This window comes from Sphaerimonospora cavernae, assembly GCF_042435035.1.
Classification (GTDB): domain Bacteria; phylum Actinomycetota; class Actinomycetes; order Streptosporangiales; family Streptosporangiaceae; genus Sphaerimonospora; species Sphaerimonospora cavernae.
Map to the genome: position 1 here is coordinate 368,285 of NZ_JBHMQT010000003.1, position 12,549 is coordinate 380,833.

A 12,549-nucleotide genomic window follows, 5' to 3' on the forward strand; every position below is an offset into this window, starting at 1 on the left:
CAGCCGATCAGCGGTTCAGTGCCGCGGAGATCCGGGCGAGCTGCTCCAGGCGGCGCTCCAGCGGCGGGTGCGTCGACAGCAGCGAGGCGATGCTCTGCCCGGAGACGGCGGGGGCGAAGAAGAACGCGTTGAACGGCTGCGCCTCGCGCAGGTCCCTCGTCGGGATCCTGGCGATCTCTCCACTGATCTTGGTCAGCGCGCTCGCCAGCGAGGAGGGCCGCTGCGTGAGCAGCGCTCCGGCGCGGTCGGCGGCGAGCTCCCGGTAGCGCGACAGCGCTCTCGTCAACAGGAAGCTCACCGCGTACACCAGACCGGAGACAAGGAAGATGATCGCCCCGATGGGCGGGCCGTTGTTACTGCGGCGGCCCCCCGCGAGGCCGGTGTACAGCGCGAACCGGGTCATCAGCCCGGCCACGATGCCGAGGAACGACGCGATCGTCATGACGGCGACGTCGCGGTGGGCGACGTGCGACATCTCATGCGCGATCACGCCCTCCAGCTCCCGGGCGTCCAGCCTGCGCAGGATGCCGGTGGTCACGCACACCACCGAGTTCTTCTGGTTGCGCCCGGTCGCGAACGCGTTGGGCATGTCGGTGTCCGCGATCGCCACCCGGGGCTTGGGCATTGCGGCCATCGCGCTGAGCCGGTCGATGATCCCGTGCAGCTCGGGGGCCTCCTGCGGGGAGACCTCACGCCCGCCCATCGCGAAAAGCGCGATCTTGTCGGACAGGAGGAACTGCGCCAGCAGGAGTCCCGCGGCGACCACGAGTACGGCGATCGCCCGCACACCGAGAGCCACCAGCACGGCCATGAACGCCACGTAGACGAGCCCGAGCAGGAACATCGTCACGGTCATCCGCACGGTCAGGCCGCGGTCCGGGACGAATCGCGTCGCAGCCATCATCCAGGGATGAGCCCGGTGTCACCGAGCATCTCCCGCACCTCCTCGATCGAAGCGTCGGCGGGCGGCAGGATCAGCTCGGACGGCTCGAGCGAATCCGCCGGCAGCGCCTTGCCCACCTGCCGGACCTTGTCCAGCAGCGCGTGCAGTTTGACGCGGAACACGTCCTCGTCATCGGACTCGATGGCGGCCTCGAGCTCGCCGTCGAGCTCGTTGAGCACGTCGATGTCGGCCTCGACGATCTCGACCTGGCCCTCTCCCATGATTCTGACGATCACAGGCCCTCCCCCGGCTGGCGCAGCTGCTGGGTCTGCCGCGCGGGCTGTCCCATCTGGCCCGGCTGTCCGGCCTCGATCGCGCCCTGCGGCGCGGGGCCCTGGCCGAGCTCTGCCTTCATCCTGGCGATCTCCAGCTCCACGTCGCTGCCGGCGCCCATGCGGTCGAGCTCGGCCTGGATGTCGTCGCGCTGACCGGTGAAGTCGTCCAGGGCGCCGCTGGCCAGCAACTCGTCGATCGCGCCGGCGCGCGCCTGCATCTGCGCGGTCTTGTCCTCGGCACGCTGGATGGCCAGGCCGACGTCGCCCATCTCCTCCGAGATGCCGGAGAACGCCTCGTTGATCCGCGTCTGTGCCTCGGCCGCCGTGTAGGTGGCCTTGAGGGTCTCCTTCTTGGTCCGGAAGGAGTCCACCTTCGCCTGCAGTCGCTGGCTGGCGAGCGTGAGCTTCTCCTCCTCGCCATGAAGGTTGTTGTACTGGAGGCGGAGATCGGCGATCTGCGCGTTCAGGCCGTTGCGTCGCGTGAGCGCCTCGCGCGCAAGGTCTTCCCGCCCGGCGGCGAGCGCCTGCCGGCTCTGGTTCTCCAGCTTGGCCCCCTGCCCCTCAAGCTGGTTGATCTGCAACTCGACCCGCTTGCGGCTGGTCGCCACGTCGGCCACACCCCGGCGGACCTTCTGCAGCAACTCGAGTTGCCGCTGGTACGAGTAGTCCAGCGTCTCTCGTGGATCTTCCATCTTGTCCAAGGCCTTGTTGGCCTTGGACTTAAAGATCATGGAAAGTCTCTTCATCACGCTCATGCGCGTCGGCCGTCCCCTTCTCAAGGTTATGCATGGCGAAACCGCCTGGGTTCACCCTACGCATAACGCGCGAGGGCGTCACTAAGTTGCACTCCCGGTAGGCTGGACGCCGTGTTCCGACGTCGTACCCAGACCTCCGCCGACGACTCTCCCGCTTCTGTAGAGGATCCTAAGTCCGGGCAGACTCCCGGCAAGGGCCGTCCCACGCCGAAGCGGAGCGAGGCGCAGAGCCGCCGCCGCTCGCCGGTCACCGCCCCGGCCAACCGTAAGGAGGCCTACCGGATGCAGCGCGAGCGCGACAAGGCGCTGCGCGCCAAGCATCGCGAGGCGCTGCTGCGCGGCGACGAGCGGGCTCTGCCGGCGCGCGACCGCGGCCCGGTACGGAAGTTCGCCCGCGACTGGGTCGACTCCCGGCGTCTTCCCGGGCAGTATTTCCTGCCCGTCGTCTTCATCATCATGCTGCTGTCGATGGTGCCCGCCACGCCGGCGATCCAGAGCGCCGTCCTTCTCGTCTACACGCTGTCCCTGCCCGTGGTGATGGTGCTCGTACTGGGCAGCGCCTTCTACGTCGGGCACCGGGTGAAGAAGGAGGCCGCCGCCAGGTTCCCCGGCGAGAACCTCCGGGGCGTGGCCTTCTACGCGGCGATGCGGTCGACCCAGATCCGCCGGCTGCGCTTCCCAAAGCCGACGCTGCTCCCCGGCGGCGTGCCCATTCCGCCCAAGGACTGAGCCCGGAAGTCGATCGAAGGCCGATCTGCCCGTGAATGCGCGGGAGGTCGGCGATCGATGCGTTTTCGATCTGTTCTAGGATCTTGCCGAGCTTCCACTCGAGGCCATACGCTCCCGGAAATCGTATACGAAGTGTTCCGGGCGTTATGTCCCCCCCATGGAGGCCCACACATGACCGCGTCCAAGGCAGCCGTCGCACTGCTCGCCGCCATCGCGTTGACATCGGGCTGCGGCCTGTCCGAAGACTCCCCGGCGGCCTCCGCCTCCGGTTCCTCCGGAGACTCGGGCACCATCAAGATCGGCAGTGTGAACGCCCTGAGCGGGCCGGTCACCTTCCCCGACTCCTCATCGGCGGCCAAGGCGGTGTTCGACCGGGTCAACGCCCAGGGAGGCATCAACGGACGCGAAATCGAGTACATCGTCACCGACGACAAGGGCGACCCGGCGGCCGCCGCCCAGGCGGCCAGGGACCTGGTCACCAACCAGGGTGTCGTGGCCCTCGCCGGCTCGGCCAGCCTGGTCGACTGCGCGGTGAACGCGCCGTTCTACACGCAGTCGGGCATCGTCTCGGTCCAGGGCACCGGAGTCGACCCGACCTGCTTCAGCTCTGCCGCGATCTCGCCGGTCAACGCCGGGCCGTACCTCAACACCGCGATCAACCTCTACTACGCCTCAGAGGTGCTCAAGCGGGACAAGGTCTGCTCGTTCCTCGCCATCCTCGGCAACACCAACGACGCGTACGGCCAGGCCATCGCGAGCTGGACCAAGCTCACCGGCAAGAAGCCCGTCGTGGACGATCGCACGGTCAAGCCCGACTCCGACCCGACGCCGTTCGTGCTGCGGGCCAAGAAGGAGGGCTGCCAGGCCGTGCTCTACAACGGCACCGAGCCGATGGCGATCGCGTGGATGAAGGCCGTCAAGCAGCAGGACATCACCGGCGTCGACTGGCTGATGACCACGGCGCCCTACACCGACGCGGTGGCCAAGGCGCTCGGCACGGACGGCGACGGAATGTACGCCAATGCCGAGTTTGAGCCGTTCACCCAGGCCGACTCCTCCGCGCTGGCCGACTGGCGGTCGCTGATGACCGAGAAGAACGTGCCGCTCACGTCGTTCGGCCAGGGCGGCTACCTCGCGGCCACCCACCTGGTGGACACCCTCAAGTCCATTCAAGGCCCGATCACCCGTGAGTCGGTCGCCAAGGCGTTCAAGGAGCTGAAGCCGATCGAGTCGCCGCTGACCGGCACCCCGTACGAGTTCGGCGACGCGGCCGGGCACATGTCGAACAAGGCCGGGAAGATCGTTCAGCTCGATGGCGGGCAGTGGCGGGTCGTCACGCCCGACTGGGTCCGCTATCCGGGGACGCTCGGCTGATGCTCCAGGGCGTCGTCTCCGGGCTGGCCGGGGGCGGTACCTTCGCCGCCCTCGGCCTGCTGCTCACGGTGATGTACCGGCTGACCGCGACCGTCAACCTGGCGATCGCGGCGACGGGCGTGGTCGGGGTCTACGTCATGGCCCTGCTCGTCCAGGCCGGATGGCCGTACGGCGCGGCGGCGCTCGCCGGGATCGTCGCGGGCGCGCTGGCCTCGGTCTGCTGCGGGCTCATCATGACCCGCTGGTTCGCGACCGGCGGCCCGCAGATCCGCACCGCCGTGTCCATCGCGCAGCTCATCGGACTCATCGCGCTGGCCTACATCTGCTTCGGCGACGAGCCCCGCGTCCTGCCGAACCCGGCGGACGGGCGGGTCGCCACGGTCGCCGGCGTGACCATCACCCTGGGCTCCGTCATCCTGATCGCGCTCGCCGTGCTGATCGGCGCCGGCATCCACGTCCTGCTCACCCGTACCTCGCTGGGGCTCCGGCTGCGGGCGAGGGCCGAGCGGCCGATCACCACCGAACTGCTCGGCATCGGCACCCGCGCGCTCACGGTGACCGTCTGGGGTCTGTCCGGGGCACTGGCCTCGATCGTGCTGCTGCTCGTCGCGCCGGTGCGGTCGAGCGACATCCTGTCCCTCAGCATGCTCATCGTGCCCGCCTGCGCCGCCGCGCTGGTCGGCGGACTGCGGCTGCTGAGCGGGGCGCTGCTCGGCGGGCTCGGCCTCGGCCTTCTCGAAGGCGCTCTGGCGGGATCGGCCTCCGCCCAGCAGTACCGCGACGTGGTGCCCTTCGTCGTCATCCTGTTCATCCTCGTCTGGAACCAGCGCGGGGAGGTATGGGATGCGGCGCGCTAGAACCGTTCTCGTCAGGACCGGGGTCGTCGGCGTCTTCCTGGCCGGGCTCTGCTACGGGCTGGCCGCCGGGCTGCCCGCGTACTGGGTCTTCCTCGCCATGTCCGCGGTGATCTCCGGCGTACTGCTGCAGAGCCTCGGTGTGGTGGCCGGGCACGCGGGCATGGTCTCGCTCTGCCAGATGGCGTTCGCCGCCATCGGCGCGTGGACGACCGCCCAGCTTCACGTCTGGGGTGTGCCCGGCGGGCTGTATGTCTGGGCGCCGCTGGCCGGGCTCGCCGCGGTGCCGCTCGGCCTGCTGATCGGCCTGCCCGCACTGCGGCTGCGCGGGGTGCACCTGGCCATCGTCACGCTGGGCTTCGCCGCCACCGTGGACGTGGTGCTCGCCGCGACCTCCTTCCCCGGGACCGACCGCGGCGTCACGGTCACGCGTCCGGCCGGTCTCACCTCCGACCGGCAGTACTTCCTGTTCTGCTGCGCCGTCTTCGCGATCGTCGGCATCGCGCTCAGGCTGGTCAGGGGGACCCGGCTCGGCGCCTCCTGGCGGGCGCTGCGCGAGTCCGAGCGCGCCACGGCCGCGGCCGGCACCAGCGTGCCGGGGGCCAAGCTCGGCGCCTTCGCGGTCAGCGCCTTCGTCGCCGGGCTGTCGGGTGCGTTGCTGGCCGGGCAGCTCGCCATGGTCGTCTCGAGGAACTTCGACCCCGGCCAGTCGCTCGTCATGTACGCCGTCGCGATCATGATGGGGGCGCACCATCCGGAGGGCGCGCTGATCGGCGGCGCACTGGGCGTGGCGGTCGCCGAGATGCTGCGCCGCTTCGGTGTCCCCCAACAGTGGTCGAACGTGATCTTCGCGGTCGGCGCCGTACAGGCCCTGACCCAGGGAGCGGGGATGAGCGACGCGATCCGGAGGGTGCTGCACAGGGTGCCGCACAGAGTGGCACGCGGGCGCCGCACTCACCCCGCCACGGCCGGGGCGCCTGTTCCGGTGGCCGCCGGGGCTCCGGCGGAGGCGCCGGCCGACGCCGCGGCACCCGCCGTCCCGGAGGCGACCGGCGGCGCACTGGAGGTCACCGGACTGACCGTGCGCTACGGACAGGTCACCGCGGTGGACGCGGTCGACCTGACCGTTCCCGCCGGAACCGTCGTCGGACTGGTCGGGCCCAACGGGGCGGGGAAGTCCTCGCTGGTCGACGCGGTCAGCGGCTTCCTGCCGGGATCGGCCGGCACGATCACGGTGAGCGGCGGCCGGGTGGACGGCCTGCCCGTGCACCGCCGCGCACGCGCCGGGCTGCGCCGCACGTTCCAGCAGGACAGGGTGCCCACGGGGCTGACCGTGCGGGAGTACCTCAGGTTCGCGGCCCGCCGCCCGGTCACCGACGCGGACATCGCCGAGACGCTGGCCGGGCTGGTCGAGGTCGGGCCGGACGGGCCGATCTCCGCGCTGGACGTCGGCACCCGGCGACTGATCGAGGTCGCCGGCGCCCTGCTGGCCCGCCCAGCGGTCGCCGTGCTGGACGAGCCCGCCGCGGGGCTCGGTCACGCCGAATCGGCCCGGCTGGGCGAGTGGCTGGCATCCGTACCCGCCCGCTACGGCTCGGCCGTCCTGCTCATCGAGCACGACCTCGACCTCGTGCGCCGGGCGTGCGCGAGGGTGACCGTGCTCGACTTCGGCCGGGTCATCGCCGACGGCCCTCCCGCCGAAGTCTTCACCCGGGCGCATGTGCTTCGCGCCTACCTTGGAGAGGAGATGGCCGCATGACGCTCGCCCTGGACGACCTCACTGTGGCGCGCGGCGGGCAGCCGGTCGTGCGCGGCGTCTCACTCACCGCCGCGGCCGGACAGGTCACCGTGCTGCTCGGCCCGAATGGCGCGGGCAAGACCACCCTGCTGGAGGCCGTCTCCGGCATCCTCCCGGCGGCCGGCGGCCGGATCCGGCTGGCCGGGCGGGACATCACGTCCTGGCCCCGCCCTCGCCGCGCCCGGCAGGGCCTGGCCCACGTCGAACAGGGCCGTGCCGTCTTCGCCACCCTCACCGTGCGGGAGAACATCCGACTGGTCGGCCCCCTCGACCGGGCGCTGGAGCTCTTCCCCGAACTGGAAAAGCGCCTCGACGTCCGCGCCGGACTGCTGTCGGGCGGAGAGCAGCAGATGCTCGTCCTCGGCCGGGCGGTCGTGGGCGGTCCGTCCGTACTGCTGCTGGACGAGATGTCGCTCGGCCTGGCGCCGGCCATCGTGCGGCGGCTGCTTCCGGTGCTGCGCGGGCTCGCCGCCGGCGGCTGCGCGGTGCTGCTCGTGGAGCAGTTCGCACACGCCGCCCTCACGGTCGCCGACACGGCATACGTGCTGGCGCACGGCTCCCTCACCTACGGCGGCCCGCCCGAGCCGCTTCGTGCCTCCGACGAGGCTCTCGCCTCGGCATACCTGGGAACCGCTCCGCCCAAGAGCTGATCTCCGTACGGTCGGGCCCCGCACCGGCCCCGGGTTTCACCGCCATGCGCGATGACCGCGGTCACACCGCCATCTGCGGGCGCACTAATGTCGGGGGCATGGAATTCCGCCATCTCGGCCGCAGCGGCCTCATGGTCAGCGAGATCAGCTACGGAAACTGGATCACCCATGGTTCGCAGGTCGAGGAGGACGCGGCTCGCGCATGCGTGCACGCGGCCCTCGACGAAGGCGTGACGACGTTCGACACCGCCGACGTCTATGCCGGTACGCGGGCCGAGGAGGTGCTCGGGCGGGCGTTGGAGGGCGTACGCCGCGAGTCCCTGGAGATCTTCACCAAGGTCTACTGGCCCACCGGGACCGGGCCGAACGACCGCGGACTGTCCCGTAAGCACATCATGGAGTCCGTCAACGGCTCGCTGCGCCGCCTGCGGACCGACTACGTCGACCTCTACCAGGCGCACCGCTTCGACGTCGAGACGCCGCTGGAGGAGACGCTCCGCGCCTTCGACGATCTCGTACGGCAGGGCAAGGTGCTGTACGTGGGCGTCAGCGAATGGACGGCCGACCAGATCGCACGGGCGCTGAAGATCGCCGACGAGATGGGCTTCGACCGGCTCGTGTCCAGCCAGCCTCAGTACTCGATGCTGTGGCGGGTCATCGAGGCCGAGGTCGTGCCGCTGTGCGAGAAGGAGGGCCTGAGCCAGATCGTCTGGTCGCCCATCGCACAGGGCGTGCTCACCGGCAAGTATCTGCCCGGCCAGCCGGCGCCCGCCGGTTCGCGCGCCACCGACCCCACCGGCTCCGGCTTCATCGGCCGGATGCTCGACGACGAGTTGCTGCGCCGGGTGCAGGAACTCAAGCCGATCGCCGCCGACCTCGGACTCACCATGGCTCAGCTCGCGGTGGCCTGGGTGTTGCGCAACCCCAACGTGTCGTCCGCCATCGTCGGAGCCACACGTCCAGAGCAGGTGCGCGACAACGTGAAGGCCTCGGGGGTCCGGCTCGACGACGAGACCATGCGCCGGATCGACGAAGTCCTCGGCGACGTGGTCGAGCGGGACCCGGCCAAGACCGTCAGCCCCGCCACGCGGCCGTAGCCGATTCGGACCACGTCAGGCGGGGCGCAGCGACATCCCCGCATACTCGACGCGGTCCTCCTCCAGGAGCGTGACCTGCTCCACCCCGTTTTCGAGCAGGTCACGCCACGACTCTCCCAGCCACGACTCGGCGTCCGACTGGCTGGTGAAGATCTCCCGCGGCAGCGCCCGGTCCGTCATCTCGGCGCCGTTCGCGTCCTCGTACCGCCACCGCCATGTCATGCCCATCCGCCCCTTCCCGCCGAACCAGTCGAGCACGCACGTCTCATCGACCCTATGCGAAAGGAGCGCCGGATGGAGGTCCGCCTGGAGGGAACCGGGGGCCCGGAGGGCTGGCCCGCGCCGGACTGCGGCTGCGCCTCCTGCGGCCGCCTCGCCCCCGGCCACCGCGCGCCCGCGTCGATCGTGATCGACGGGCTCGTACGGCTCCCACCCCAGACCGGCACAGCACAGGGCGGAGTGGTACCGGACGGCTATCTCCTCGCCCACGGCCCCGACGGCTACGAGATCACCGGCCCCGACCGGAGCCGGATGCTCTACGCGCCGTCCGATGCGGGCATCCCCGATGCCCCCCGGCGAGGTGACGGCCTCGATGAGCCCTGTCCCCGGGAACCCTTCGACCTGTTGCTCATCGACCTGCTCGACGAGCCGGAGCGCCTGGGCGATCTGCGCCGCCGCGGCCGGGTCACGCCCGAGACGCAGATCATCGCCGTACACCTCGACCATCGTGTCCCCTCCGAGAGCGAACTGGCCCGCAGGCTCGCCCATTGGAGAGCAAGAGCCGTACCGGACGGGACCGTGTTGCACACCCGGGACAGGGACGTGAGCACCCTCACCGGGGCATCGGCGTCGAGCATGGCGAGGCGGACGCTGCTGCTCGGCGGCGCCCGCTCGGGCAAGTCCGAGGAGGCCGAACTGCGGGTGGCCGCCGACCCCGACGTCACCTACGTCGCCACGGGTCCCTCCCCCGGCGACGACCCCTCGTGGCTGGCCAGGGTGAAGCTGCACCGGGATCGCCGTCCCCGGCACTGGCGGACCCGTGAAACCACCGACCTCGCCTCCGTCCTCGCCACAACGGACGGCCCCGGGCGGACACTGCTGATCGACGGCATCGGCACGTGGCTGGCCGCGATGTTCGACGAGTGCGGGGCGTGGCCGGGCTCGGACTCCGGCAGGGTTTCCGACGGGATTTCCGACGGGGCCCGGGCCGAGGTGAGGCGGCGATGCGACGAGTTGGTGGCCGGCTGGCGGCGCACCCGGGCGCGGGTGGTCGCGGTGAGCGACGAGGTCGGGCTCGGCGTTGTCCCGGCCACCGTCGCCGGCGGGCTGTTCCGCGACGAGTTGGGCCGCCTCAACCAGCGACTGGCCCGCGAGTCCGAGGACGTCGCGATAGTGATCGCCGGGCGCCTGCTCGACCTCCCCATCTGACCAGCCCATGCCGGGAGGCCCACGGCTTCGATCGGCCGGGGGCCTACGATCCTGGCTCGTGGCGAATCCTCCCGACTCCGAGAAGCGGACCCAGGCGAGCACGCAGTCGAGCACGCAGTCGAGCACGCAGTCGAGCACGCAGTCGAGCACGTGGTCAGCCGGTCAGCTGACCGCCGCGTGGCGATTCGCGATCGGAATGCTGAGCGTGCTCCCCGTGCGGGCCGTCGCCGTCGTGGACCGGCGGCTCGCCCGCCGGTCGATGACCTTCGCCCCCGCGGTGGGGGCGCTGCTCGGGCTCGCCGCCGCAACGGTCCTGGTCGTGGCCCGCTGGACGGGCGGCACCGCGTTGCTGTCCGCCGTCCTCGCGGTCGGGACGCTCGCCTGGCTCACCCGCGGCCTCCATCTCGACGGCCTCGCCGATCTCGCGGATGGCCTGGGCAGCGGCAAACCCGCGGGGCAGGCGCTGGCCATCATGAAGCGATCCGACATCGGCCCGTTCGGTGTCGTCACGCTGGTGTTCACCTTGCTCCTGCAGGTGGCGGCGCTCACGGCGCTGACGGAGTCATCTCCTCTTTCGGCCGGAGCGTGCCTGGTCACCGCGTGCACGACCGGCAGGCTCGCCATCACCTGGGCATGCGGGCAAGGTGTGCCCGCCGCCCGGCCGGAGGGTCTCGGCGCGCTCGTCGCGCGGGCCGTGCCGCTGAGCCGGGCCCTGCTGTCGACCCTCTTCTCCGTCGGCGTCTCCGTCGGCGTCTCTGTCGGCGTCTCTGTCGGCGTCGTGGTCATGACGCGTCCGGGACTTCCCCCCGTCGAACCGCTCAAGCCGCTTGTGGCCATGGCGGCGGGGCTGGTGGCCGCCACGCTGCTGCGCCGCCGTGCCGTACGGCGGCTGGGCGGCATCACCGGCGACGTGCTCGGCGCGCTGTGCGAGTGCGCGACGACCGCCGCCCTGCTGTGCTGCGCGATGCTTCTCCCCTGATGACCGGCCCGCCGACAATCCGCGTGCACCAATCGGGTCATCCGATGACCACCCGTTTGTGCGCAGCGAAGAAAGCATGGATAGCATCGGCTCACGTGACCACTGTGCGCGTCAATGCATCTGAGACGGTCTCCATCGAGACCGGTGCACTCATAGTGGGCGTCCACGCGACTCCGGACGGCCCCACACCGGCTCCCGGCTCCGAGGGCTTGGACCAGGCTCTCGACGGCCGGCTGACCGAAATCCTCAACGCGGTGGGCTTCACCGGGAAGGCGGAGGAGATCGCCAAGATCCCGACGTTCGGCGCGCTGCCCGCGCCGGTCGTGGTCGTGGTCGGTCTCGGTGACCGCCCCGATGGGGACTACCGGCTGGAGACCCTGCGCCGCGCCGCCGGCGCCGCCGCGCGTTCCGTCGCCGGCACGGCCACCGCCGCCTTCGCGCTGCCCGCCACCACCGCCGAACAGGCCGAGGCCATCGCGATCGGCGGCCTGCTCGGGGCATACGGCTTCACCAGATATCGCACCGACGGTGAGCGCAAGGCGCCCGTGGGCGAGCTCGTGGTGCTTTCGAGTGCCCCGGAGGCCGAGGAGGCCGTCCGGCACGCGACGGAGATCGCGGCCTCGGTCAACCTGGTCCGTGACCTCGTCAACACGCCGCCATCGGATCTGTCGCCCGCCCGGTTCGCCGAGATCGCCCAGGAGATGGGCGGCCAGGCCGGCCTGTCGGTCGAGGTACTCGACGAGACCGCGCTCAAGGAGGGCGGCTACGGCGGCATCGTCGGAGTCGGCCAGGGATCGGCGAACCCGCCGCGGCTGGTCCGCCTCGCCTACGAGCACCCGGAGGCCGCGCGGACCATCGCGTTCGTCGGCAAGGGCATCACGTTCGACTCCGGCGGCCTGTCGCTCAAGCCCACCGCCTCGATGGTCTGGATGAAATCAGACATGGGCGGCGCGGGAGCGGTGTTCGGCTCGCTCCTCGCGATCGCCGGGCTCGGCCTGCCGATCAACGTGGTCGGCTACCTGTGCCTCGCCGAGAACATGCCGTCGGGTTCGGCGCAGCGTCCGTCCGACGTGCTGCACACCTACAGCGGCAAGACCGTGGAGGTGCTCGACACCGACGCGGAGGGCCGCCTGGTGCTGATCGACGGCATCGCCCGCGCCGCCGAGGACAACCCCGAGCTGATCGTGGACGTCGCCACGCTGACCGGGGCGCAGATCGTCGCGCTCGGCTGGCGCACGGCCGGTGTGATGGCCAACGAGGACGCGCTCCGCGAGGAGGTCGTGGAGATCGCCGGGGCGCGGGGTGAGGGCGCCTGGGGCATGCCGCTCCCCGAGGAGTTGCGCAAGGGCCTCGACTCCCCGGTCGCCGACATCGCCAACCTGCAGCCCGAGCGCTGGGGCAGCATGCTCACCGCGGGCATCTTCCTGCGCGAGTTCGTGCCCGAGGGCGTCCGCTGGGCGCACATCGACATGGCCGGTCCGGCGTTCAACAACGGCGAGCCGCACGGCTACACGCCGAAGGGCGGCACCGGCGCGGTCACCCGCACGCTCGTCGGCATCGCCGAGCGCTACGCGGGCAGGCGTTGACGGGTGCCGCGACGCGGCGGCCGTCCGCGCGGGCGGCCGCCGCGACCGAACCACGATCTTCATGGACAAATGAAAAGATGC

General features: G+C 71.1%; 13 protein-coding genes. 9 read left to right on the forward strand and 4 right to left on the reverse strand.

Annotation, left to right across the window (positions count from 1 at the left end; translation table 11 throughout):
• Positions 1 to 7 precede the first annotated feature (7 nt).
• From htpX to ACFHYQ_RS02210, 3 genes are read right to left on the reverse strand one after another with little or no spacing between them, the layout of a single operon-like run.
• Positions 8 to 901 (reverse strand): zinc metalloprotease HtpX, encoded by an 894-nt coding sequence (htpX, locus tag ACFHYQ_RS02200; protein ID WP_394299640.1) that lies wholly within the window; start codon positions 899 to 901, stop codon positions 8 to 10.
• Positions 901 to 1,179 carry a PspA-associated protein PspAA gene (pspAA, locus tag ACFHYQ_RS02205; RefSeq protein ID WP_394299337.1) on the reverse strand — a complete coding sequence of 93 codons (279 nt, stop codon included), beginning with the start codon at positions 1,177 to 1,179 and terminating at the stop codon, positions 901 to 903. Before pspAA ends, htpX begins: the two co-directional genes overlap by 1 nt.
• Positions 1,176 to 1,973 (reverse strand): PspA/IM30 family protein, encoded by a 798-nt coding sequence (locus ACFHYQ_RS02210; RefSeq protein WP_394299338.1) that lies wholly within the window; start codon positions 1,971 to 1,973, stop codon positions 1,176 to 1,178. The genes pspAA and ACFHYQ_RS02210 overlap by 4 nt, the downstream gene beginning before the upstream one ends.
• 111 nt (positions 1,974 to 2,084) lie before the next feature.
• On the opposite strand from ACFHYQ_RS02210, the gene ACFHYQ_RS02215 reads away from it, so the two are divergent.
• From ACFHYQ_RS02215 to ACFHYQ_RS02240, 6 genes are all read left to right on the forward strand, one after another.
• Entirely contained in the window at positions 2,085 to 2,702 is a 618-nt protein-coding gene (locus ACFHYQ_RS02215) for a DUF3043 domain-containing protein (RefSeq protein ID WP_394299339.1), read from the forward strand.
• A gap of 171 nt (positions 2,703 to 2,873) precedes the next feature.
• The gene (locus ACFHYQ_RS02220; RefSeq protein ID WP_394299340.1) at positions 2,874 to 4,076 is read left to right on the forward strand and encodes an ABC transporter substrate-binding protein; all 1,203 of its coding nucleotides are present in this window, start codon (positions 2,874 to 2,876) and stop codon (positions 4,074 to 4,076) included.
• Positions 4,076 to 4,933, forward strand: a complete 858-nt coding sequence (locus ACFHYQ_RS02225; protein WP_394299341.1) for an ABC transporter permease subunit — start codon at positions 4,076 to 4,078, stop codon at positions 4,931 to 4,933. Before ACFHYQ_RS02220 ends, ACFHYQ_RS02225 begins: the two co-directional genes overlap by 1 nt.
• Positions 4,920 to 6,689 carry a branched-chain amino acid ABC transporter ATP-binding protein/permease gene (locus ACFHYQ_RS02230; RefSeq protein ID WP_394299342.1) on the forward strand — a complete coding sequence of 590 codons (1,770 nt, stop codon included), beginning with the start codon at positions 4,920 to 4,922 and terminating at the stop codon, positions 6,687 to 6,689. Before ACFHYQ_RS02225 ends, ACFHYQ_RS02230 begins: the two co-directional genes overlap by 14 nt.
• Positions 6,686 to 7,378 carry an ABC transporter ATP-binding protein gene (locus tag ACFHYQ_RS02235; RefSeq protein WP_394299343.1) on the forward strand — a complete coding sequence of 231 codons (693 nt, stop codon included), beginning with the start codon at positions 6,686 to 6,688 and terminating at the stop codon, positions 7,376 to 7,378. The genes ACFHYQ_RS02230 and ACFHYQ_RS02235 overlap by 4 nt, the downstream gene beginning before the upstream one ends.
• Positions 7,379 to 7,476: 98 nt before the next feature.
• Positions 7,477 to 8,475, forward strand: a complete 999-nt coding sequence (locus tag ACFHYQ_RS02240; protein WP_394299344.1) for an aldo/keto reductase family protein — start codon at positions 7,477 to 7,479, stop codon at positions 8,473 to 8,475.
• 15 nt (positions 8,476 to 8,490) lie between these two features.
• Here the strand turns inward: ACFHYQ_RS02240 and ACFHYQ_RS02245 are convergent, their stop codons facing one another.
• On the reverse strand, positions 8,491 to 8,733 hold the full coding sequence (locus ACFHYQ_RS02245) for a hypothetical protein (RefSeq protein ID WP_394299345.1): 243 nt from the start codon (positions 8,731 to 8,733) through the stop codon (positions 8,491 to 8,493).
• Between the two features lie 18 nt (positions 8,734 to 8,751).
• On the opposite strand from ACFHYQ_RS02245, the gene ACFHYQ_RS02250 reads away from it, so the two are divergent.
• The 3 genes from ACFHYQ_RS02250 to ACFHYQ_RS02260 are packed head-to-tail and all read left to right on the forward strand — an operon-like array spanning position 8,752 to position 12,468.
• Positions 8,752 to 9,903 (forward strand): bifunctional adenosylcobinamide kinase/adenosylcobinamide-phosphate guanylyltransferase, encoded by a 1,152-nt coding sequence (locus tag ACFHYQ_RS02250; protein WP_394299346.1) that lies wholly within the window; start codon positions 8,752 to 8,754, stop codon positions 9,901 to 9,903.
• A gap of 58 nt (positions 9,904 to 9,961) precedes the next feature.
• On the forward strand, positions 9,962 to 10,882 hold the full coding sequence (locus tag ACFHYQ_RS02255; RefSeq protein WP_394299347.1) for an adenosylcobinamide-GDP ribazoletransferase: 921 nt from the start codon (positions 9,962 to 9,964) through the stop codon (positions 10,880 to 10,882).
• A gap of 44 nt (positions 10,883 to 10,926) precedes the next feature.
• Positions 10,927 to 12,468, forward strand: a complete 1,542-nt coding sequence (locus ACFHYQ_RS02260) for a leucyl aminopeptidase (RefSeq protein WP_394299348.1) — start codon at positions 10,927 to 10,929, stop codon at positions 12,466 to 12,468.
• Positions 12,469 to 12,549: the final 81 nt, after the last annotated feature.

Excerpts from the sequence above, each read along its gene's own strand:
- htpX (WP_394299640.1), bottom strand. The coding sequence starts at position 901 with ATGGCTGCGACGCGATTCGTCCCGGACCGCGGCCTGACCGTGCGGATG.
- ACFHYQ_RS02210 (WP_394299338.1), bottom strand. The coding sequence starts at position 1,973 with ATGAGCGTGATGAAGAGACTTTCCATGATCTTTAAGTCCAAGGCCAAC.
- ACFHYQ_RS02220 (WP_394299340.1), top strand. The coding sequence starts at position 2,874 with ATGACCGCGTCCAAGGCAGCCGTCGCACTGCTCGCCGCCATCGCGTTG.
- ACFHYQ_RS02225 (WP_394299341.1), top strand. The coding sequence starts at position 4,076 with ATGCTCCAGGGCGTCGTCTCCGGGCTGGCCGGGGGCGGTACCTTCGCC.
- ACFHYQ_RS02230 (WP_394299342.1), top strand. The coding sequence starts at position 4,920 with ATGCGGCGCGCTAGAACCGTTCTCGTCAGGACCGGGGTCGTCGGCGTC.
- ACFHYQ_RS02235 (WP_394299343.1), top strand. The coding sequence starts at position 6,686 with ATGACGCTCGCCCTGGACGACCTCACTGTGGCGCGCGGCGGGCAGCCG.
- ACFHYQ_RS02240 (WP_394299344.1), top strand. The coding sequence starts at position 7,477 with ATGGAATTCCGCCATCTCGGCCGCAGCGGCCTCATGGTCAGCGAGATC.
- ACFHYQ_RS02250 (WP_394299346.1), top strand. The coding sequence starts at position 8,752 with ATGCGAAAGGAGCGCCGGATGGAGGTCCGCCTGGAGGGAACCGGGGGC.
- ACFHYQ_RS02260 (WP_394299348.1), top strand. The coding sequence starts at position 10,927 with ATGACCACCCGTTTGTGCGCAGCGAAGAAAGCATGGATAGCATCGGCT.